This is a genomic window from Bacillus sp. JZ105 (assembly GCF_053903125.1).
On record NZ_CP096387.1, the window covers coordinates 639,926 to 660,879 of the forward strand.

Below are 20,954 nucleotides of genomic sequence, written 5' to 3' on the forward strand. Positions count from 1 at the left end.
CCACAAATAAAGGTGAATGAATTCATAGCGAATAATAAAATCGCACCAATTTTTTTCATGGCAATGAACCTCCTCTTAAATTCAGTCTGCTAGCCTTCAAAATTTAAATTCACTGGTTCATCCTCTAAATGATCCACAGTATTTTGTTCTGTCACTGGCACACTTTCATCTACAATTTTAAAACTAAGTTCGTCCATCCAAATGTGACCTTGACCATGTAGTAATATGCCAAACGCAATGACTTCACTTTTGACTGGAACATCCAATACTACACTAAAATGATTCCAGCCGTTTGTTCCTGTAATGGGGCGGTTCATCATGTTGTCAAAGGCAAGAACTTCACCTGAAGAATGGTCAATCCTCATCCATAAACCAGCTGAACCTTTCACATCTTCGCTTTTGACAAAAGCGGAAAATTGAAGACGTTCTCCACGGTAACGATCAGACTTAATTTGCTGCATTAAGGTCGCGAATCCTCGTGCTTTTTCATCTTTTGATTTTAAATAAGCGGAGTTAGTACCACTGTGTACAATTCTGTTATCCAAACCTGTTTCATAGTCAGATGGGGTGTCCCCCGTCATAATCCAGCCAGTAGGTGTGTTCTGATTTGCAGCCATATTCGTTTCCTCCTTATCAATGACATTCCTTAGTAATCTCCGATAACGTGCGGGTGACATGTCATATATCTTCTTAAAGGCTCTAGTGAAGGATTCCTGTGAACTAAATCGATACTGCAATGTAATGTCAATCGCCCGTTGATCCGTATGAATTAAATCCTTCGCCGCTTGGGTCATTCGACGTTCCCTTATATAATCGACAACTGACTTCTTAATCACTTTCTTGAATATACGGTGAAAGTGAAACCTAGAATAACCAGCGTGTTTCGCTAGAGTTTGAAGCGGTAAATCATCTTTCAGATGCTGTTCAATATAATTCAATGTTTCTTGAATGGTTTTCTCATGTTCTTGATAGGACAACCGAGCACCTCCTTGCCTTGTAAGTTTAGTATAGCGGAAATGATCTTTAGGAAACTTGACTTTTTGTGCTGTGTTGCAATATTAGAACGGAGACAGTCGTTCCCAAGACTAGGTATTCGAATACTGATTGAAATTGCTGAGAAAAACTAGAAATCGTCCGTGAATTGGATGAGATTCTATGCGAAGGAAATGCTCTCTTAGGCCTTGAGTGTGACATCTGGAAAATCCTTCACGGTTTCTCCAAACAGCTTAGGTTTGTTATGGGGAGTATACAAAAACTGAAGATGAAAAGAGAATTATCGCTCTTGATGATGATACAATAAATATATTAACAGTATGGCGGAAAAGACAATTGGAGATAGGATTAGGTAAAGCAAATGACTTTATTTTTAGTTATGATGGATTGCTAATGATTAAATCGACAATAGGCAGAATCATTAAACGTTATTCTCAATTCGCAGGAGTAACAAGGATTCAAGCAAAAGGATTGCGGCACTCTCATGCTTCTTATCTAATCAATGAATTTAATGTTTCTGTTCTAGTACTATCACTATCACTATCACAATGTATGGGACATTCAAGTCCAGAGATTACTTTAAAACACTATGCTCAATGTGGAGTGGGGCAGATACTGCAATTGCTGAAATAATGACGGGAAATTTAATGGAAATCAATTATTGAATTTAATAAAGCAGAGGCTTTGCTCTTAGATAGCAATAAAAATTCAAATTGAAATAAGGTTAATGATTCTAGATTAGATTTTTATATTGCTTTTTTCGAGAGAAAATATTAATTTTAATAATATATTACCAAGAAAAGATCAAAGTAGTGATAATAATAATTATTCGAATTTTTGTTAAATTATATTGTTTAATGTTAAATTCACTATATAAAATAAAAAAATGAAAGAAGTTGGTAATTCGGATGGGAAGTAAACTGTTAGAAATATTTTTTGATAAACAATATATAGCTCCATATATGTACTTAGATGATATTAAAACCCATTATGAGCAGTTTAGTGATTCTAATATATATATGATAATGTTGTCAGATAAATATGAAATCATTGAAGTTTCCAAATTTGATCGCAAATTAAACATAAAGTATAAGTGTTTAAGTTCTAATGAAGAAAAAGTGATCAATTTTACTATACCATTTTTTATTCCAATTGAATTTATAGAATACGAAGTTTGTGATTATGGAACAGCTTTAGAATTAAGTATTGGAGAGGAAGGTGTTGAATTTATTAATCAGCAGAAAATTTATAGTGTACCTAATAAAATAAAGAGGACTATCTACGATTTAATAAATATTTCTAATAGCAATATAGAGACTAGCAATACATTTGAAGTTCTTTATATTGGGCAATCGATAACTAAAAATAATGGGAGAAATATTTATGATAGGCTTTCGAATCATGAGAAAATTTTAAAGATTTATAGAGATTATAACTTAAAATATAGAAATAAAGAGTTGATGGTTTTTTTACTCCGCTGTAATTCTAAATTGATAAATAAGTTTAGTGATTATGAATTCAAAAATGAAATCATTATGGGGAATTCTAGATGGAAAGAAACGGATGAATTGGGTTCGAAATTAACAGATTACTCTTTAATTAACATAACTGAGGCAATGTTGATATATCATTTTAAACCTAAGTATAATATTAAATTCAAAAATTCTGTACCAAATGTTGAATTGAAAGTTTACTCCGAACTTTCGAATGCAGGTGTTAGTGAAATTTATGTCGGGTTAAATTTATTTTTTGAAGTTTCAAAAAATCGTAATCAATTATACACTGATTTTAGTCAAGTGAAGGCAAAGCTACGAATATTAAAATGTTCACTTGAAAAATTGTATCATAAAAATATTGAAACAGATATTGAAATAGAAGATGTAAGCGATTTTATGTATGAGTTAATTCATTAGTAAAAGGTAAATGTTTATCAATATGAGAAGTTCTGAAGAATTTTTCCTTGAAATATTCTTCAGAACTACTATGAATAATCCCTCTTCAAAATCGAATACATAAACACATCATCAAACCCATTCTGACCAAGATCATACTCCCGCAATAAACCCTCTCTTACAAAATCAAATTTCTCCAATAATTGAACGGAAGATGTATTTTCTGGATCAATAATCGCTTCAATCCGATTCAGATTCATTTCCTGAAATCCATATCGTAGCACCGCAGCAATCGCCTCACTCATGATGCCTTTTCTCCAATGATCGTGGTGTAATTCATAGCCAATTTCGGTGCGGAGGTGCTGTTTTTCTAGATTGAGAAAGCCGCAGCTGCCGATGATCGCAGGATCATCTTTTAGAGAAATGCCCCAGCGGATGCCTGTTTGTTCTTTGAAGATGTTGTGATACCACTTGATTTCTTCTTTTGTGTCTTCAATCGTTTCATGAGCATCAATCCCCATGTAGCGGCACACGGTTTCATTGGATAAATAGATGTGCATATCCTCAGCGTCTTCGATCGTTGCTTGTTTTAAGATCAGTCTTTCGGTATGTATCGTTGGAGATATTTGGGGAAAATTGATTTTGTTCATTTGGTTATCCTCCATGCGATGTCTTTTGTTCTGTACATGCCTTACAATAAAAAACCCCTTCATTCCTCAGCCAAGCCTTCACCTCTGTCATTCCATTTCTCTTTGGATAGGTCAGCTTGACGTACACTTCTTCGTTTCCTTCTATCTTTTTCTGACAGCTAGCACACGTGGGTTCTTCAAATAGAAACAATCGACTACTCCTTTTTGTACATATTTCTTCCATTATATCAAATGTTCGACATGTTCTTTACGGCCCGTTATTCACTTTTTCTATTTTTGTCCGACATATGCTAAGGAAAAGAAATTTCCATTTGTTGAAACCGTTTGAGAGAAAGATTGCTCTAACAGGTGTAGGAGGTGTGAGTGAGATGAAGCAAGTGCGTCTGATTAAAAAAGCACAAAAAGGGAATGTCCCGGCATTTGAGAAATTAATGCTGATGTATCAGGAGCGTTTATATAAAACGGCTTTTCTCTACACTAGAAATAAAGAGGATTCGTTAGATGCTGTTCAAGAGACGGTATTTAAAGCGTTTAAGCATCTATCTGGTTTGAAAGAACCGGCTTATTTTTCTAGCTGGCTGACGAGAATTTTGATTCATACAATTTTTGCGATGAAGAAAAAACAGCAAGATGTTGTTCCGTTTGAACAGCAGCACGAAAGCGTTGAACGTCATGATTTTTTGGAAGACAAGCTCGATTTAAAACATGCACTTGAAGTGTTAGATGAGCAATACCAGGTGGTCATTCAGTTGTTTTATTTTCAAGATTATTCAATTTCGATGATTTCTGAGCAGATCGGTGTGCCTGAAGGAACGGTTAAAACTCATTTGTATCGAGCAAGAAAGTTATTAAAGCAAACGTTGGAGAAGGAGGAGAGTGTCGATGGAACAAAAAGAAATGAAGAAGCTTTATGATGAGATTGATGTACCAAAGGTTGAAGTGACCTCTGCTGTTCGCCAAGCCATTGGGGATGTGAAAGAGGAACAGAAAAGACATTGGTTCAAATGGAACTGGAGAACGCCAATATACTCTGCCATTGTTCTCCTCGTCCTTTACTTTTCATCAGGTTTCCTTTTTCCTTCTCTTAATACAGCAATGGCACGTGTACCGATTATTGGGCAATTTTATATGATGTTTCACGATAAAGTAGGAATGGCTCTTTTTCAGAGTGATTTGGTGAAACATGTCAATGAGGGGGCTGAATCAAGAGGGGTTACTGTGAAAGTAAACAGTGTGTATTATGATGCCGGGCGGCTTGTTTATACGTTCACGGTGGAGAATCTCCATACAAAAGAAGATTCTGTTTCGTTGAGAGTGAATGCAGAAAAAATCGATGGAAACTTCCAACTTAATTATGATAAAACAGAATTGAAAAAATTAAAAGATGGCCGCTATGTTGGACAGACGGAAGTCTATACAAACGGACAAACGATCAAACAAGGTCAGCAAGTGCCACTTGTCATTTCGAAGATTGGGGATATTGCAGGGAATTGGCGTTTCAAGTTACCTGTGGTCAAGCAAAAAACCACCTTACTAGCGGGACAAAAAGACGTGTCTATTTTAAATGGACGTTATCAAATAAGAAACGTAAAGGTAGAAAATGGAGTGAATGGCTCTGCTATTCAATATGCCATTGATTACAATGGTTTTGCCAAAGATGATAGAGTTAGTATTGATAGAATGAAGGATAATTTAGGGAATGAGTATGAACTTGAGATTGGAACCGTTTTAAGAAAAAAACAACTGACTTCTGACAAAACGAGAAAAGATCATTTGACGATTTTGAATCAGCCGATCAATCCAAAGGCGACTGAATTGACATTTTACACAGATGTGAGAAACGAACGAGAATACAGCCACATCATTCCTCTCAAGACAAAGCTGCCTGTTCAGTTCAAAACAAAACACCGTGGCATCGGAATCAAAATCAATAAGATAGAGCAAAAAGACCGTTCTGTGATTGTTGATTATCAATTTACTGGAGTAGATCAAAAAGAATTAGATCAGGATGTGATGGAGAATATAGGTGAATTCATTGGATTAGGCGATGTTGAAAAGATGAAATCATGGCCCAATCCACAAGCAGACTATGAAAGCGAATATTACTTGAAGGGGAACCATGCGAAGATGACGAATTTAAAGACAGCTACCATGCAATCCACCTTTGAATTTGATGATAAGAATTTAGAAACTTTATCATTAAAGCATTTTTCTTTTAAAGAATATGGGCTTTACCTTGATTTGTCAGAACTGAATATGTTGGCACCACAGAAAGCGATAAAGGTAACCATTCCAGTCAAAAAAGAAACTTCAAAAGCTAGTCAATAAATAAGAGAGCGAACATGGTTATACATGTTCGCTTTTTGTCTGTTGTCCCGCCAGTCGATGACGATTGAACGAATACCTAATCAACATCAACGCCACAAAACTAGCTAACCCGCCTATCCAACTTAAATTAGTCACATTTGTATACTGTATAATCATGCCGCCCATTGACGATCCGAGCATCATGCCGATGTTCATAATCGCTGTATTAAAGCTTAGCACGGTTTCTGATGCTTGGGGTTTAAGGGAGATCAGATAAAATTGCTTCGCTGGTGTTGTTGTCCATGTGGCGATGCCCCAAATGGCGAGTGTGATCAAGACGCTAATTGTTGAGAATTGCGTAAAGAATAAGGCAAAGAGAGCGAACATCTGGATCATGATGCTGATCGAGATGGTTCGGTTTGGTCCCCATTGATCGACGGCGAAGCCGCCAAAGCGTGAGCCAATAAAAGCAGAAATGCCTAAGACGAGCAAGGCCATGCTTGTCATTTCAATTGAAAAGCCGGCGGTCTGTCGTAATAAAGGAGAGATATAAGCAAAGACCATCGTGTAGCCTAAGATCCAAAAGACGGTCGTTGCTAAGCCGCTGATCACTCTGCGGTCTTGAAGAATGTGTAATTGCTGCTTTAATGGCAGATGAGAATGTCCCTCTATGCGTGGCAGCAATTGATAAAGAAGCAAGAAGAGACAAGCAGTACCTAGTGCAATGATGAGAAAAATATAGTGCCAATCCACGTGACCTGATAGAAATGTTCCAATCGGCACACCAAGTACGAGTGAAACAGTGAATCCAGTAATGACAGTCGCCATTGCGCTTCCCTTTTTTTCTGGCGGGGCGATCTGCGCTGCATAATTCGTGGCGACGACAATATATAAGCCGCCGCTCATGGCCATGATGACACGAGAGAGCAGGAGCAGCACAAAATGATGGCTGAAAAAGGCGAGCATATTGCCTAAAATAAACACAAAAATAGCTGATAACAAAACCTTTTTTCGGTTTAGTTTCGACGTTGCCATGACTAAAAAGAGAGCGCCCACTGCATAAAAAAGAGAATAGACGGTGATGAGCTGTCCGGCAGCAGGAATAGAGATGTGTAAATCAACAGCAATGATATCTAGAATGCCAGACACGACGAATTCTGACGTGCCTGTGACAAATGAACCGACAGCTAAAAGAATAATCAATAGCTGATGAGATGTGTTTTTCATTTTGAACCCTTCCTTCATGTTGATACGTTGTCTTTAGTTTAAATTCCGTGCTAACATAAGTAAAATTGATGTTTTTCATGAAGGAGATGAGTAAATACTCATGAGCTTTGTTCGCTTTGATATTATCGCAAAAGTTGTGGAGCTTGGCAGTTTTACAGCAGCAGCTGAAGCATTAAATATGACGCAGTCAGCTGTCAGTCATGCAGTGGCGAATTTAGAGTCAGAGTGGGGCGTGTCTTTATTCATTCGTGACCGAAAAAAGGGCATTATGCTGACGGACATTGGTCAAACGCTTCTCCCGCATATTAGAGAAGTGCTAAATAGAGTGGAGAAAATCCAGCAAGAAATTGCGTTAACGAAAAATATTGAAACAGGTATGATTCGTATCGGCACATTTGCCAGTGCCTCTGCTTGTTTATTGCCTAAACTGCTTGTGAGCTATCAGAAAAAACATCCAAAAATCGAATTTAAATTCTATGAGGGAACGTATGAAGAAATATTGGAGTGGCTGGATTCTGGCATCATTGATGTTGGATTCGTTGTAAAAGGTCATGCGGATGAAGCCTTTGATTTAATGCCGCTTATGAAAGATGAGATGGTCGTCGCCTATCACCCAAATCATCGATATGAACAGCAGCCCATTGTAGATATAACAGATTTGGCGGGTGAACCATTTATTATGCCGACTGGCATGTATCAATCACATGTAGAGGATATTTTTTCAGAGGCGCAAATGAAGCCAGCTGTTTTATTTGAAGTTCATGATTGTACGACCATTGCCCGTATGGTCGGGGAAGGACTTGGCGTCACAATAGGCCCTGAGTTATTTTTAAAAACGCAGCAGCTTGTGCATATTCGCCAGCTGAATGTCTCTCATCATCGTGAGGTTGCGCTCGCCTGTCCGTCGCACTCTCAAGCTTCGCCGGCAGTGAAAGAGTTTTTCCATGTAGCCGAAGCGGTTTTTGCAAAAGAGAAGGATTTGGGGACGGGTGTATAAAGAACTAGATGTGATTTTCCAAATTCGTGTAATAAGACGAATGAAGCGGACATTTCTTTGAAAAATGTTCGCTTTTCGTATTGTGTTTTAAAAATGAAGTTGGTACAATAGACACAGAAATCAAATAGATAGAAGTCGTATAATCGCGGGGATATGGCCCGCAAGTTTCTACCAAGCTACCGTAAATGGCTTGACTACGTCAATTCACACTCGTTTGATATAAATCATGCATTGTTCTTGTTTTATGTCACAGTCTGAATTCACATATGTAGTCAAGCGTCCCAAAATTGTTGGGGCGTTTTTTATTTGACTAGTGAATGGGGCAGGCTAAAGCAAAAGGACATGAAGGGAGTCAGTTGGCTTGAAACAGTTTTTTCAGTTTGATGAATTAGGTACGAATTACCGCAGAGAGATCATCGGTGGTTTAACCACATTTTTGTCGATGGCTTACATTCTGTTTGTTAATCCGATTACACTTGCATTAGTGTCTGTGCCGGATTTTCCAGATAAATTACGAATTGATCAGGGGGCAGTCTTTACAGCGACGGCGTTAGCTTCTGCTGCAGGGTGTATTCTGATGGGATTGATCGCCAGGTATCCGATTGCGATTGCACCCGGTATGGGTCTGAATGCGTTCTTCGCCTTTTCGGTTGTGCTTGGCATGGGCATCAAATGGGAAGCTGCACTTTCAGGTGTGTTTGTTTCAGGTTTGATTTTCGTTGCTCTTTCTTTAACAGGTTTCCGTGAAAAAATCATCAATGCCATTCCGGCTGAGCTGAAGCTGGCAGTTGGTGCGGGTATTGGTTTGTTCATTACGTTTGTCGGTCTTCAAGGCTCTGGCATTATCGCAAATAATGATAATACGCTCGTTTCGCTTGGAAATATTCATAGTGGTCCGGTTCTGTTAACGGTGTTTGGTATCGTTGTGACGGTCATTTTAATGGTACTTCGAGTGAATGCAGGTGTCTTCATTGGGATGCTTGTGACAGCTATTGCAGGGATGATTTTTGGTCTTGTGCCAGTACCATCTCAAATTGTGGGAAGTATTCCAAGCTTGTCTCCAACCTTTGGTCAAGCCTTGATTCACTTACCAGAAATTTTCTCCATTCAAATGCTTGTCGTGATTTTAACGTTCTTATTCGTTGGGTTCTTTGATACAGCTGGTACACTTGTGGCTGTGGCAACACAGGCTGGTTTAATGAAAAATAATGAGCTGCCTCGTGCAGGAAGAGCGCTTCTGGCGGATTCTTCTTCTATTGTTGTAGGTTCTATTCTTGGTACATCTACAACAACATCTTATGTTGAATCTAGCTCAGGTGTTGCTGCTGGTGCGCGTTCTGGTTTTGCAGCTGTCGTCACAGGCATTTTCTTCTTGCTTGCGATGTTCTTCTCACCACTTTTATCCATCGTTACATCGAATGTAACAGCACCTGCTTTAATCATTGTCGGTGCGCTGATGGTCGCTCCGCTGGCGAAGATTGCATGGGATCGTTTTGAAATTGCGGTACCAGCTTTCTTAACGATGATTATGATGCCACTGACTTACAGTATTGCAACAGGTATTGCGGTTGGCTTTATTTTCTACCCGATTACGATGATCTTTAAAGGGAAAGCGAAAGAAGTACATCCAATTATGTATGGATTGTTTGTCATCTTTATTCTATATTTTGCTTTCTTAAATCATTAATTGAACATTTGAAACAGCAGCTCATAGAAGCTGCTGTTTTTTTGTTAAAAAAATCAAAACATAGTTGACTTATAGGAATTATGTGTTTATGATAAAAAGACATAATTCGCTGATTGGATCACCAAAGGCGCTTTGATTTCCTTTTTAATAGAAGGTTTCAGGGTGCCTTTTTTTCTTGCAGACATTCAAAAGGGGAGGAGATGCCTTTTGTCACGCTGGCTTCGACAGGTGATTGAACGTAAAAAGCAGGTGCTGATTCAAAAGCTCCTTTTATGGGGGCATGAAGAAAAGCAGGAAGCGCTCATGCATTATACAATTCATGAGCTGGAAAATGAGGTTCTCTATTTAAAAGAGCGAAAACAAAAATAGGGGGATGAGCGATGGATGAACAAAAGCTGAATTATATTTTATCTGCCTTAAAAGGGATCGACTATGGATCAGTGGTCATCACCATTCATAATGGACATATTACACAGGTTGATACGACCAAGAAGACTCGGTTCCCCGCTCATCAGGAGAATCTCCGGGTTCAGCAAGGAAAGCGGAGTCAATATCGTTGACCATGAATTTCAACATTGATAAAAAGCTGATGGAGGCCGTCAGCTTTTTTGTTTTGTCTTATTTTCTCTCCATTTTAAAACCTCTGCTGCCTTTTATCCGTCTATTCGTATGAACGTCAAGGAATCTTGACTGAATAGAGAGACTCCGCTACTTTAAGAGGAGTCATCCGAACAGTTCATGCACTTTTAGCACTGTAAGGATTGGATAGGAGTTGATATGAGATGTTAGAGAAAGATCAAGATCAGGGGACATCTGAAAAGAAAAACGAAGAGTCATCAATAGATCAAGAAACAAGGCAATCCCGCCTCAGCCGCAGCGCTGCAAAACGAGGAAGAACCTCAAAAACAGCGGATGATGAGCGCTCAGCTATCCAGCGTATACTGCAAGGTGCAGGAGGCGCGTTTAAGCGTTATGGTTCATATGGACTGGCGATGTTAAAATCACCGAGCCGGGCCATTAATCAAGCGGAAACATTGCGTATGAAGTACGCCTGGATCTCGATTGTGTTATTCAGCGTGTTTTTTGCTTTAGGCAACTATGTTCAATTAAAGGCGTCAAAGACCCGTTTATTAGGCTTTGGCATTCATTATTCTTTTGGCGACGCCTTTTTGAGAGTGGCAGTCTTTACACTCATTGTGTTGACATTGATGATGCTTACCGTCTGGCTGCTCGGAAAGTACATGCTAAAAGGCAACATATCACTGAAAGAAGTGATCATGAAGTTTGGTGCTGCGCTTGTGCCGGTTTTGGTTTTATCCATCCTTTGGCTTGTATTTGCCATGCTGAATATTCCATATGTGACCGTCATAATATCCGTAATGATGTTTGTCGGCCTCCAGTTGATTGCGGTCGTGCTCTTTCGCTCGATTCAATCGGAGCATGATGCCGTACGTGGAGATTTGATGTATGCGGGCTGGGTCTTTTTATTGGTTGAGCTTGTTATCATTGCGCTGCTCTGGGGCATAGTCGGGGAGTATTTGATTCCATCACTTGTTCCTGTTCGATTTGGATAAAACACACTGAAAACCTCCTTTTTTGAAAAAGGGGGTTTTCATGTTGAGAAGAGAAAAAAACGGGTAAACTCTTGGTAACAAACACCATCCTTGTTGTCGAAAGATATATGTGTTTTGATCGCGTAAATTTGATTGTATCAAGGTATGTTCTCTAGTAGAATATGGGGTGCTTTATTTGATTTTTTAGTGCAGGGGGTTCGAATCGTGCTTCAACAACTTTTATCCAATGCGTTCACCATGGTTTTAATCATTTTAGTGATTAATATTGTTTATGTTTCTTTTTCCACCATGCGTTTGATTTTAACGATGAAAGGCAGACGGTACGCAGCTGCTTTTGCGGGTACGATCGAAATGCTCATTTATGTCATTGGGTTAAGTATCGTTTTAGATAACTTAGATCAAATACAAAATGTCATTGCGTATGCGCTAGGTTATGGGATGGGGATCATTGTCGGGATGAAAATTGAAGAGAAGCTGGCACTTGGCTACACAACTGTTAACGTGATCACAAAAGAATTGGATGTCGATCTCCCAAGACAATTGAGAGAAAAAGGATATGGTGTCACCAGCTGGGTAGCAGGCGGTCTTGAAGGAGACCGGACAGCATTGCAAATTTTAACACCGAGAAAATATGAACTGCAATTATATGAAACGATTAAGACGCTGGATTCAAAGGCGTTTATCATTTCATATGAGCCCAAATCGATTCACGGCGGCTTCTGGGTGAAGGCTGTGAAGAAAAGGAGAATTAAAGAATGACCGCAAAACCAAAGAAGAAAAAATTCTATGTGGAAGACAACATGACGATTGATCAAGTGTTGTCCCAGATGGCAGCGGAAGGCTACTCGCCTGTCCGTCGAATGGAGGAACCGATTTTTCAAGAAAAGAAGGAAAATGGGTCGATTCAGATCATTCCGATTGGGAAAAAAATCGTATTTGAAGGAAAAACAGTCTAAATCCGAACATTAAAACGACGACTTCATAGATTGTTCGATAAATCCGTTGACATCATGAACATCCGTTGTTAAGATAAACATGAAATCAAAACACGAGCCTCATATAATCTTGGGAATATGGCCCATAAGTTTCTACCCAGTTACCGTAAATGACTGGACTATGCAGGATAGTGAACAAAACTGACATGGCGTTTCAAAAGCGAACAGCGCTTACCATGGCCCGGTTTGTGTTGCTTCCTAACATTGCAATACAGACCGGGCCTTTTTGTTCGGCGTTTGACAAGCTGTTTAGGTTTGGGAAGCGTGTCAAACGATACAAAATCGAATAACAGCTTAAAGGTGGGGACAAAATGAAGCCGCTTGTAGGTGTCATCATGGGAAGTACATCTGATTGGGAAACAATGAAAAATGCGTGCGACATCTTAGAGGAATTAAACATTCCGTATGAAAAACAGGTAGTATCCGCACACCGGACACCTGACTTGATGTTTGAATATGCGACTGAAGCAAGAGGTAAAGGACTAAAGGTCATCATTGCCGGTGCTGGAGGCGCAGCACATTTACCGGGGATGGTCGCAGCAAAAACGACACTGCCGGTCATTGGTGTGCCTGTACAATCAAAGGCACTAAACGGGCTTGATTCCTTATTATCCATCGTTCAAATGCCAGGCGGTGTACCAGTTGCTACAGTAGCCATTGGCAAAGCCGGTGCAGCAAATGCAGGCCTTCTTGCCGCACAAATGATTTCAGCATTTGATGAAAAGGTCGCAGCTCGCCTTGAAGAAAGAAGAGAGCAGACAAAACAGACTGTACTAGAAAGCAGTGATCAGCTTGGCTAAGCAGACCATTTTTCCAAACGCAACTATCGGGATCATTGGCGGCGGACAGCTTGGCAGATACATGGCTGTCAGCGCAAAGCAAATGGGTTACCGGGCAGCAGTTCTAGACCCAGTCGCACAATCTCCTTGCGGACAGGTTGCCGATAAAGAAATCACAGCCGCATATAGTGACCTTGAAGCGATTCGAAAGCTGGCAGACATCAGCGATGTGGTGACTTATGAGTTTGAAAATATTGATTATGATGCACTCAATCAGCTGAAGGAAGAAGCCTATTTACCACAAGGAAGCGATCTTCTCCTTTTAACTCAAAATCGTGAGACCGAGAAAAAGGGGATTGTAGACGCAGGCTGTGAAGTAGCGCCTTACCGCATCATTCATGATGAAAAAGAGCTGGAAGATGCAGTGCACGTGCTCGGTTTGCCAGCCGTGCTGAAAACATGCAGAGGCGGCTACGACGGAAAAGGACAGTACGTCATTAAAGAAAAAGGACAGCTTCAGGAAGCAGCTGCACTGCTCACACATGGAACTTGTATTTTAGAAAGCTGGGTTCCATTCCAAATGGAGCTATCAGTGATCGTTACTCGTTCTGTTCATGGAGAGATTGCCGTATTCCCAGTCGCTGAGAACATTCATAAGCATAATATTTTGTTCCAAAGCATTGTGCCTGCAAGGGTAGAGAACCGCATTCAGGAGAAGGCGAAAGAACTGGCAACAACACTGGCTGAAAAGCTGGGGCTTGTTGGTACGCTTGCTGTAGAACTGTTCCTGACAAATGACGGAAAGCTGCTCGTCAATGAACTGGCACCACGCCCGCATAATTCTGGTCATTATACACTTGATTTATGTGAGACAAGTCAGTTTGAACAGCACGTCCGCGCTATATGTGGTTTGCCGCTTGGCGGTACAGCCCTTTTATCAGAGGGAATGATGGTGAATTTATTAGGCGATGAAGTGGACATTCCAAAAGAGCATCCTGAGCTTCTCAAAGAAGCGAAGCTTTATCTATATGGAAAGCATGAAGTAAAAGCCGGCCGCAAGATGGGGCATATGACGTTTATGAAACAGCTCGATGATGAGTGGATGACTAACATCACAAAGATATGGACTGAAAGAGATGGAGGAAACGGGAAATGATCGAACGTTACGCACGACCAGAAATGTCAGCAATCTGGACAGAGGAAAACAAATTTAATGCATGGCTTGAAGTAGAAATTCTCGCTTGTGAAGCTTGGGCAGAGCTTGGCGTCATTCCGAAAGAAGACGTTGTGACAATGCGCAAGAATGCAAGCTTTGATATTGGACGTATTTTAGAGATTGAACAAGACACGCGCCACGACGTGGTTGCCTTTACGCGTGCTGTCTCTGAATCTCTAGGAGAAGAAAGAAAGTGGGTTCATTACGGGTTAACATCGACAGACGTAGTGGATACGGCGCTTTCATATCTATTAAAACAGGCGAACGATATCCTGCTCAAGGACATTGAGAGATTTGTTGACATACTAAAAGAAAAAGCAAAAGAGCACAAATATACCGTCATGATGGGCCGTACACACGGTGTACACGCTGAACCGACAACATTTGGCCTGAAGCTTGCTCTTTGGTACGAGGAAATGAAGCGTAACTTAGAACGTTTTAAACAAGCAAAAGCTGGCATTGAATATGGCAAAATCTCTGGAGCTGTTGGCACATATGCGAACATCGACCCGTTTGTTGAGCAATATGTATGTGAGAAACTTGGCATCAAAGCTGCACCAATTTCAACCCAAACCTTGCAGCGTGACCGCCATGCAGATTACATGGCTACTCTTGCTTTAGTCGCAACGAGCATTGAGAAATTTGCTGTTGAAATTCGTGGTCTTCAAAAGAGTGAAACACGTGAAGTAGAAGAGTTCTTTGCCAAAGGACAAAAAGGATCATCAGCGATGCCGCATAAGCGTAACCCAATCGGTTCTGAGAATATGACGGGAATTGCCCGCGTGATCCGTGGATATATGCTGACAGCTTATGAAAATGTACCGCTTTGGCATGAGCGTGATATTTCTCATTCATCTGCTGAGCGCATCATTTTACCAGATGCAACGATTGCACTGAACTATATGCTCAACCGTTTCTCAAACATCGTGAAAAACTTAACGGTTTTCCCTGAAAACATGAAACGCAACATGGACCGCACACTTGGCTTAATTTACTCACAGCGCGTTCTTCTTGCATTAATCGATACAGGCATGGCACGTGAAGAGGCATATGACACGGTTCAGCCAAAGGCAATGGAAGCGTGGGAGAAGCAAGTGCCGTTCCGTTCATTAGTAGAAGCAGAAGAAAAAATCACGTCACGTTTAACACCTGAACAAATTGCTGACTGCTTCGATTACAACTATCATTTGAAAAATGTCGATATGATTTTCGAACGTCTAGGTCTTGCGTAAGAAATGGGCCGCCTGCTTGCCAGGCGCCCAATCCTGAAAATTGCCAACATTCAAATTAGGAGGCCAACCTGAATGACTGTGAAACAAGAACTTCTCTACGAAGGCAAAGCGAAAAAAATCTATCAGACCGATGACGAGCATATTTTATATGTCGAATATAAAGACTCAGCTACAGCATTTAACGGCGAAAAGAAAGCAGAAATCGAAGGCAAAGGCAGACTGAACAACGAAATTTCGAGCTTAATCTTTCAAATGCTGCATGAAAAAGGGATCAACAATCACTTTGTGAAACGTCTTTCTGAAACAGAGCAGCTCATTCAAAAGGTGCAGATTGTTCCGCTTGAAGTGGTTGTACGAAATGTGGTGGCAGGCAGTATGTCAAAACGCCTCGGCATTCCAGAGGGAACGAAACTGGACACACCTTTGATTGAGTTTTACTACAAAGATGATGCGCTCGGCGATCCGCTCATTACAGAAGATCATATTCGCATTTTACATGCAGCGACACCTGAGCAGGTCGAGGAAATAAAACAGATCACAAGACAAGTGAATGAAGAGTTAAAACAAATCTTCTCAGACTGTCATGTGAATTTAATTGATTTCAAGCTTGAATTCGGAATAGATCACGAGAATCGTATTTTGCTAGCTGATGAGATTTCACCTGATACGTGCAGGCTTTGGGACAAAGATACAAACGAAAAGCTTGATAAAGACGTGTTCAGACGAAACCTGGGCGGCTTAACGAATGCATACGAAGAAATTTTCAAAAGACTTGGAGGCCATAAACATGTATAAAGTGAAAATTTTTGTCAGCTTAAAAGAGAGCGTTCTTGATCCACAAGGAAGTGCCGTGCAGCACGCTTTGCACAGCATGTCTTATCAGGAAGTAAAGGATGTCCGTATCGGGAAATACATGGAGCTTGTCATTGAAAAATCAGATCGTGATTTAGACACAGTCGTCAAAGAAATGTGCGAAAAATTACTTGCCAATACGGTGATTGAAGATTACCGCTATGAGGTGGAGGAGGTTGTCGCACAGTGAAGTTTGCAGTGATCGTCTTGCCTGGCTCTAACTGTGATATCGATATGTACCATGCGATTCAAGATGAGCTAGGTGAACAAGTTGAATATGTATGGCACGACGAAACGAGTCTTGACGGATTTGACGGTGTACTCGTACCAGGCGGTTTCTCTTATGGGGATTACTTAAGATGTGGTGCGATCGCCCGCTTCTCAAACATCATGCCGGCGGTGAAAAAAGCAGCTGAGGAAGGAAAACCTGTTCTTGGTGTTTGTAACGGGTTCCAAATTCTTCAGGAGCTAGGCATTCTTCCGGGTGCGATGAGACGAAATAAAGACTTGAAATTTATCTGTCGTTCAGTTGAACTCATTGTAGAAAACAACGAAACGCAATTTACAAGCGGTTATCAAAAAGGCGAATCCATTACGATTCCTGTAGCGCACGGTGAAGGCAACTTCTACTGTGACGAAGACACTCTAGCGAAGCTCATTGAACGCGGCCAAATCGCTTTCACTTACGGAGACGATATTAACGGCAGTGTGAATCGTATTGCAGGTGTAACGAATGAAGAGGGCAATGTACTCGGCATGATGCCGCACCCTGAGCGCGCGGTTGATTCATTACTAGGCAGCGCAGACGGACTTAAATTGTTTCAATCTATCGTGAAAAATTGGAGGGACACTCATGTCACTACTGCTTGAACCAAGTCACAAGCAAATTAAAGAAGAGAAATTGTATCAGCAAATGGGATTGAGTGATGAAGAATTCGCTTTAATCGAATCCATTATTGGCAGGCTGCCAAACTACACAGAAACGGGCATTTTTTCTGTCATGTGGTCAGAGCATTGCAGTTATAAAAACTCAAAGCCTGTTTTAAGCAAATTCCCGACAAAAGGAGAGCACGTCCTTCAAGGTCCTGGGGAAGGCGCTGGAATCGTTGATATTGGAGACAACCAAGCGGTTGTATTTAAAATCGAATCACATAACCATCCATCTGCGATTGAACCGTATCAAGGAGCGGCGACAGGTGTCGGCGGAATTATCCGTGATGTATTCTCCATGGGTGCGCGTCCAATTGCTGTATTAAACTCTCTTCGTTTTGGTGAACTGACTTCACCTCGCGTGAAGTACTTGTTTGAAGAAGTAGTGGCAGGGATCGCAGGCTATGGAAACTGTATCGGAATTCCAACAGTCGGCGGAGAGGTTCATTTCGATCAAAGCTATGAAGGCAACCCGCTCGTAAATGCAATGTGTGTTGGATTAATCAACCATGAAGACATCAAAAAAGGGCAGGCCAAAGGTGTCGGCAACACGGTCATGTACGTTGGTGCCAAAACGGGACGTGACGGAATTCACGGTGCAACATTTGCATCTGAGGAATTTTCTGATGAATCAGAAGAAAAACGCTCAGCAGTTCAAGTCGGTGATCCATTCATGGAAAAACTGCTGCTTGAAGCGTGCCTTGAAGTCATCAAAAACGATGCACTCGTTGGAATTCAGGATATGGGAGCGGCTGGCTTGACAAGCTCAAGTGCGGAAATGGCGAGTAAAGCAGGTTCTGGTATCGAGATGAATCTAGATCTCATCCCGCAGCGTGAAACAGGCATGTCAGCATACGAAATGATGCTGTCTGAATCTCAAGAGAGAATGCTTCTGGTTATTGAAAAAGGCCGTGAACAAGAAATCATTGATATTTTTGAAAAATACGATCTTGAAGCGGTATCAGTCGGTCATGTGACAGACGATAAAATGCTTCGTTTACTTCATCAAGGTGAAGTGGTATGTGAGCTTCCTGTTGATGCACTTGCAGAAGAAGCGCCGGTTTATCACAAGCCATCAAGTGAGCCTGCATACTATCGTGAGTTTTTAGAAACAAAAGTTGAAGCACCTGCTATCACAGATGCAGCCGACACGTTAAAGCAGCTTCTCCAGCAGCCGACAATTGCAAGTAAAGAATGGGTTTATGACCAATATGACTACATGGTTCGGACAAATACAGTCGTTGCACCAGGCTCTGATGCGGGCGTTTTAAGAATCCGCGGAACGAAAAAAGCCCTTGCGATGACAACCGATTGTAACGCACGTTATCTGTACCTTGATCCAGAGGTCGGCGGGAAAATCGCAGTCGCAGAAGCAGCACGTAACATTGTGTGCTCAGGCGCTCGTCCGCTTGCAGTAACAGATAACCTGAACTTCGGTAACCCAGAAAAACCAGAAATTTTCTGGCAAATTGAAAAATCTGCTGACGGTATTAGCGAAGCGTGCCGCAAGCTCAGCACACCAGTTATCGGTGGTAACGTCTCTTTATATAACGAATCAAATGGAACAGCCATTTACCCAACACCAGTCATTGGGATGGTTGGTTTGGTGGAAGATACAGCTCATATTACGACGCAGTCGTTCCAGCAGGCTGGCGATGTGATTTTCGTCATTGGTGAGACGAAGGAAGAATTCGCAGGCAGTGAGCTTCAAAAGATGACAGAAGGCCGTATTTACGGAAAAGCACCAGAAATTGATTTGGATGTAGAGCTCACTCGTCAGGAAGCCCTTCTTGCTGCGATTCAAAACGGACTTGTTCAATCAGCTCATGATGTGTCTGAAGGTGGTCTTGGTGTTGCACTTGCTGAAAGTACATTTGGAACAGACGGTCTTGGCGCTCATATCCAAATTGATCTAAACAGCGAAGCTTCATTATTCAGTGAAACACAGTCACGTTTTGTCGTCACAGTGAAACCAGAGCATCGCGAAGCGTTTGCTGCGGCTGTCAAAGATGCGAAAGAAGTCGGCACGGTCACAAATGATGGGGTATTCACTGTCAAAAATCAAGAAGGACAACAATGGATTCATGCAGCGGTCAACGAGCTTGAACGCGCATGGAAAGGAGCGATCCCATGCTTGCTGAAATCAGAGGCTTAAACGAAGAGTGTGGCGTCTTTGGGGTTTGGGGACACGAAGAAGCCCCGCAAATCACATATTACGGATTGCATAGCCTTCAGCACCGAGGACAAGAGGGTGCGGGAATCATTGCAACAGATGGTGAAAACCTGACGGCACATAAAGGCCTTGGACTGATTACGGAAGTCTTTCAAAACGGTGAGCTAAAGGATTTGAAAGGAAAAGGTGCGATCGGACACGTTCGGTATGCGACAGCAGGCGGAGGCGGCTTTGAAAATGTGCAGCCCCTCTTCTTCCGCTCGCAAAACAACGGCAGTCTTGCCCTTGCTCATAATGGGAACTTAGTGAATGCAACGCAATTAAAGCAGCAGCTAGAGAACCAGGGGAGTATATTCCAAACATCTTCTGACACTGAAGTGCTCGCTCATTTAATTAAGCGCAGCGGCTATGTTGAATTGAAAGAGCAGATCAAAAATGCCCTGTCCATGCTTAAAGGCGCATATGCTTTCTTAATTATGACAGAAACAGAAATGATTGTGGCTCTTGATCCGAACGGCTTACGTCCGCTTTCACTTGGTATGCTTGGGGACGCTTATGTTGTTGCTTCTGAAACATGTGCATTTGATGTTGTCGGTGCCACGTATTTACGAGATGTAGAGCCTGGAGAAATGCTGATCATTAATGATGAAGGCCTGAAATCTGAACGCTTCTCCATGAACATTAACCGCAGCATGTGCAGCATGGAATACATTTATTTCTCAAGACCTGACAGCAATATCAACGGCATCAACGTGCATAGTGCGAGAAAGAACCTTGGCAAAAAGCTTGCCGAGGAAGCGCATGTCGAAGCAGATGTCGTGACAGGTGTACCAGATTCGAGTATTTCTGCAGCGATTGGATATGCCGAAGCGACAGGTATTCCATATGAGCTCGGTTTAATTAAAAACCGTTATGTCGGACGGACCTTTATCCAGCCGTCTCAAGCATTGCGTGAGCAGGGCGTGCGCATGAAGCTGTCAGCTGTGCGCGGGGTCGTCGAAGGAAAACGTGTCGTGATGGTGGATGATTCCATCGTACGCGGAACTACGAGCCGCCGCATTGTGACGATGCTAAGAGAAGCGGGTGCGACGGAAGTCCATGTACGCATTAGTTCACCGCCTATCGCACATCCATGTTTTTATGGAATTGATACGTCCACACATGAAGAGCTGATTGCTTCTTCTCATTCAGTGGAAGAAATTAGACAGGAAATCGGTGCAGACTCCATTGCATTTTTATCCGTAGACGGTTTAATGGACGGGATTGGCAGGAAGTATGATGATCCGCAGCGCGGTCAATGCTTAGCATGCTTTACTGGGAAATACCCGACTGAAATTTATGAAGATACTGTTCTTCCGCATGTGAAGGAAACAGCACTGACGAAATAATCGAATAAAGGAGCAGCAGTCAAGATGATTTGATATGCTGCTCTTTCATTCTGCTGAAAATA

21 protein-coding genes, 1 pseudogene and 2 riboswitches are annotated in these 20,954 nt (G+C 41.5%); of the genes and pseudogenes, 19 read left to right on the forward strand and 3 right to left on the reverse strand.

Translation table 11 applies throughout. The annotated features are described in order from the left end of the window. Positions 1 to 89 precede the first annotated feature (89 nt). Positions 90 to 977 (reverse strand): helix-turn-helix domain-containing protein, encoded by an 888-nt coding sequence (locus M1D81_RS03200; protein ID WP_456265656.1) that lies wholly within the window; start codon positions 975 to 977, stop codon positions 90 to 92. Positions 978 to 1,245: 268 nt separating this feature from the next. Here M1D81_RS03200 and M1D81_RS03205 point away from each other — a divergent pair. Next, a pseudogene (locus tag M1D81_RS03205) lies at positions 1,246 to 1,658 on the forward strand (tyrosine-type recombinase/integrase); the annotation flags it as partial. Positions 1,659 to 1,901: 243 nt separating this feature from the next. Continuing rightward, positions 1,902 to 2,906 (forward strand): hypothetical protein, encoded by a 1,005-nt coding sequence (locus tag M1D81_RS03210; protein WP_456265655.1) that lies wholly within the window; start codon positions 1,902 to 1,904, stop codon positions 2,904 to 2,906. Positions 2,907 to 2,974: 68 nt separating this feature from the next. On the opposite strand, the gene M1D81_RS03215 is transcribed toward M1D81_RS03210, so the two are convergent. Then, positions 2,975 to 3,535: a GNAT family N-acetyltransferase gene (locus M1D81_RS03215; protein ID WP_456265654.1), complete on the reverse strand. Its 561-nt coding sequence runs from the start codon at positions 3,533 to 3,535 to the stop codon at positions 2,975 to 2,977. Between the two features lie 368 nt (positions 3,536 to 3,903). On the opposite strand from M1D81_RS03215, the gene M1D81_RS03220 reads away from it, so the two are divergent. Both M1D81_RS03220 and M1D81_RS03225 read left to right on the forward strand, forming a co-directional pair. Then, entirely contained in the window at positions 3,904 to 4,449 is a 546-nt protein-coding gene (locus M1D81_RS03220; protein ID WP_456265653.1) for a sigma-70 family RNA polymerase sigma factor, read from the forward strand. Next, entirely contained in the window at positions 4,418 to 5,863 is a 1,446-nt protein-coding gene (locus M1D81_RS03225; protein ID WP_456265652.1) for a DUF4179 domain-containing protein, read from the forward strand. Before M1D81_RS03220 ends, M1D81_RS03225 begins: the two co-directional genes overlap by 32 nt. Positions 5,864 to 5,881: 18 nt before the next feature. Here M1D81_RS03225 and M1D81_RS03230 read toward each other — a convergent pair whose 3' ends face one another. Continuing rightward, positions 5,882 to 7,069 carry an MFS transporter gene (locus M1D81_RS03230; RefSeq protein ID WP_456265651.1) on the reverse strand — a complete coding sequence of 396 codons (1,188 nt, stop codon included), beginning with the start codon at positions 7,067 to 7,069 and terminating at the stop codon, positions 5,882 to 5,884. Between the two features lie 100 nt (positions 7,070 to 7,169). Here M1D81_RS03230 and M1D81_RS03235 point away from each other — a divergent pair, with 100 nt between their 5' ends. The 15 genes from M1D81_RS03235 to purF all read left to right on the forward strand — a co-directional run bounded on the left by M1D81_RS03235 (position 7,170) and on the right by purF (position 20,892). Then, positions 7,170 to 8,066, forward strand: coding sequence for a LysR family transcriptional regulator (locus tag M1D81_RS03235; protein WP_456265650.1), 897 nt, complete (start codon positions 7,170 to 7,172; stop codon positions 8,064 to 8,066). A gap of 115 nt (positions 8,067 to 8,181) precedes the next feature. Beyond that, positions 8,182 to 8,283, forward strand: a riboswitch (purine riboswitch). 144 nt (positions 8,284 to 8,427) lie between these two features. Then, positions 8,428 to 9,753, forward strand: a complete 1,326-nt coding sequence (locus M1D81_RS03240; protein ID WP_024424502.1) for an NCS2 family permease — start codon at positions 8,428 to 8,430, stop codon at positions 9,751 to 9,753. Between the two features lie 207 nt (positions 9,754 to 9,960). Beyond that, positions 9,961 to 10,122, forward strand: a complete 162-nt coding sequence (locus tag M1D81_RS03245; protein ID WP_166644707.1) for a hypothetical protein — start codon at positions 9,961 to 9,963, stop codon at positions 10,120 to 10,122. Positions 10,123 to 10,133: 11 nt separating this feature from the next. After that, the gene (locus tag M1D81_RS03250) at positions 10,134 to 10,313 is read left to right on the forward strand and encodes a YezD family protein (RefSeq protein ID WP_024424503.1); all 180 of its coding nucleotides are present in this window, start codon (positions 10,134 to 10,136) and stop codon (positions 10,311 to 10,313) included. A gap of 222 nt (positions 10,314 to 10,535) precedes the next feature. Continuing rightward, complete coding sequence (locus tag M1D81_RS03255; protein ID WP_456265649.1) at positions 10,536 to 11,327, forward strand: hypothetical protein; 792 nt, start codon at positions 10,536 to 10,538, stop codon at positions 11,325 to 11,327. 204 nt (positions 11,328 to 11,531) lie between these two features. Further along, on the forward strand, positions 11,532 to 12,086 hold the full coding sequence (locus M1D81_RS03260) for a DUF2179 domain-containing protein (RefSeq protein WP_024424505.1): 555 nt from the start codon (positions 11,532 to 11,534) through the stop codon (positions 12,084 to 12,086). After that, a complete protein-coding gene (locus M1D81_RS03265) occupies positions 12,083 to 12,283 on the forward strand; it encodes an NETI motif-containing protein (protein WP_060700064.1) in 201 nt (66 codons plus the stop codon). Before M1D81_RS03260 ends, M1D81_RS03265 begins: the two co-directional genes overlap by 4 nt. Positions 12,284 to 12,362: 79 nt before the next feature. Continuing rightward, positions 12,363 to 12,464, forward strand: a riboswitch (purine riboswitch). Between the two features lie 169 nt (positions 12,465 to 12,633). Then, positions 12,634 to 13,122 (forward strand): 5-(carboxyamino)imidazole ribonucleotide mutase, encoded by a 489-nt coding sequence (gene purE, locus M1D81_RS03270; protein ID WP_456265648.1) that lies wholly within the window; start codon positions 12,634 to 12,636, stop codon positions 13,120 to 13,122. After that, positions 13,115 to 14,257: a 5-(carboxyamino)imidazole ribonucleotide synthase gene (gene purK, locus M1D81_RS03275; protein WP_456265647.1), complete on the forward strand. Its 1,143-nt coding sequence runs from the start codon at positions 13,115 to 13,117 to the stop codon at positions 14,255 to 14,257. Before purE ends, purK begins: the two co-directional genes overlap by 8 nt. Next, positions 14,254 to 15,549 (forward strand): adenylosuccinate lyase, encoded by a 1,296-nt coding sequence (gene purB / locus M1D81_RS03280; protein ID WP_008355754.1) that lies wholly within the window; start codon positions 14,254 to 14,256, stop codon positions 15,547 to 15,549. Before purK ends, purB begins: the two co-directional genes overlap by 4 nt. A gap of 72 nt (positions 15,550 to 15,621) precedes the next feature. Then, complete coding sequence (purC, locus tag M1D81_RS03285) at positions 15,622 to 16,344, forward strand: phosphoribosylaminoimidazolesuccinocarboxamide synthase (RefSeq protein ID WP_456265646.1); 723 nt, start codon at positions 15,622 to 15,624, stop codon at positions 16,342 to 16,344. Then, positions 16,337 to 16,591 (forward strand): phosphoribosylformylglycinamidine synthase subunit PurS, encoded by a 255-nt coding sequence (gene purS, locus M1D81_RS03290; protein ID WP_003214349.1) that lies wholly within the window; start codon positions 16,337 to 16,339, stop codon positions 16,589 to 16,591. The genes purC and purS overlap by 8 nt, the downstream gene beginning before the upstream one ends. Then, entirely contained in the window at positions 16,588 to 17,271 is a 684-nt protein-coding gene (purQ, locus tag M1D81_RS03295) for a phosphoribosylformylglycinamidine synthase subunit PurQ (protein WP_456265645.1), read from the forward strand. Before purS ends, purQ begins: the two co-directional genes overlap by 4 nt. After that, entirely contained in the window at positions 17,255 to 19,486 is a 2,232-nt protein-coding gene (purL, locus tag M1D81_RS03300) for a phosphoribosylformylglycinamidine synthase subunit PurL (protein WP_044335226.1), read from the forward strand. Before purQ ends, purL begins: the two co-directional genes overlap by 17 nt. Then, complete coding sequence (gene purF / locus M1D81_RS03305) at positions 19,462 to 20,892, forward strand: amidophosphoribosyltransferase (protein WP_024424615.1); 1,431 nt, start codon at positions 19,462 to 19,464, stop codon at positions 20,890 to 20,892. The genes purL and purF overlap by 25 nt, the downstream gene beginning before the upstream one ends. Positions 20,893 to 20,954 lie beyond the last annotated feature (62 nt).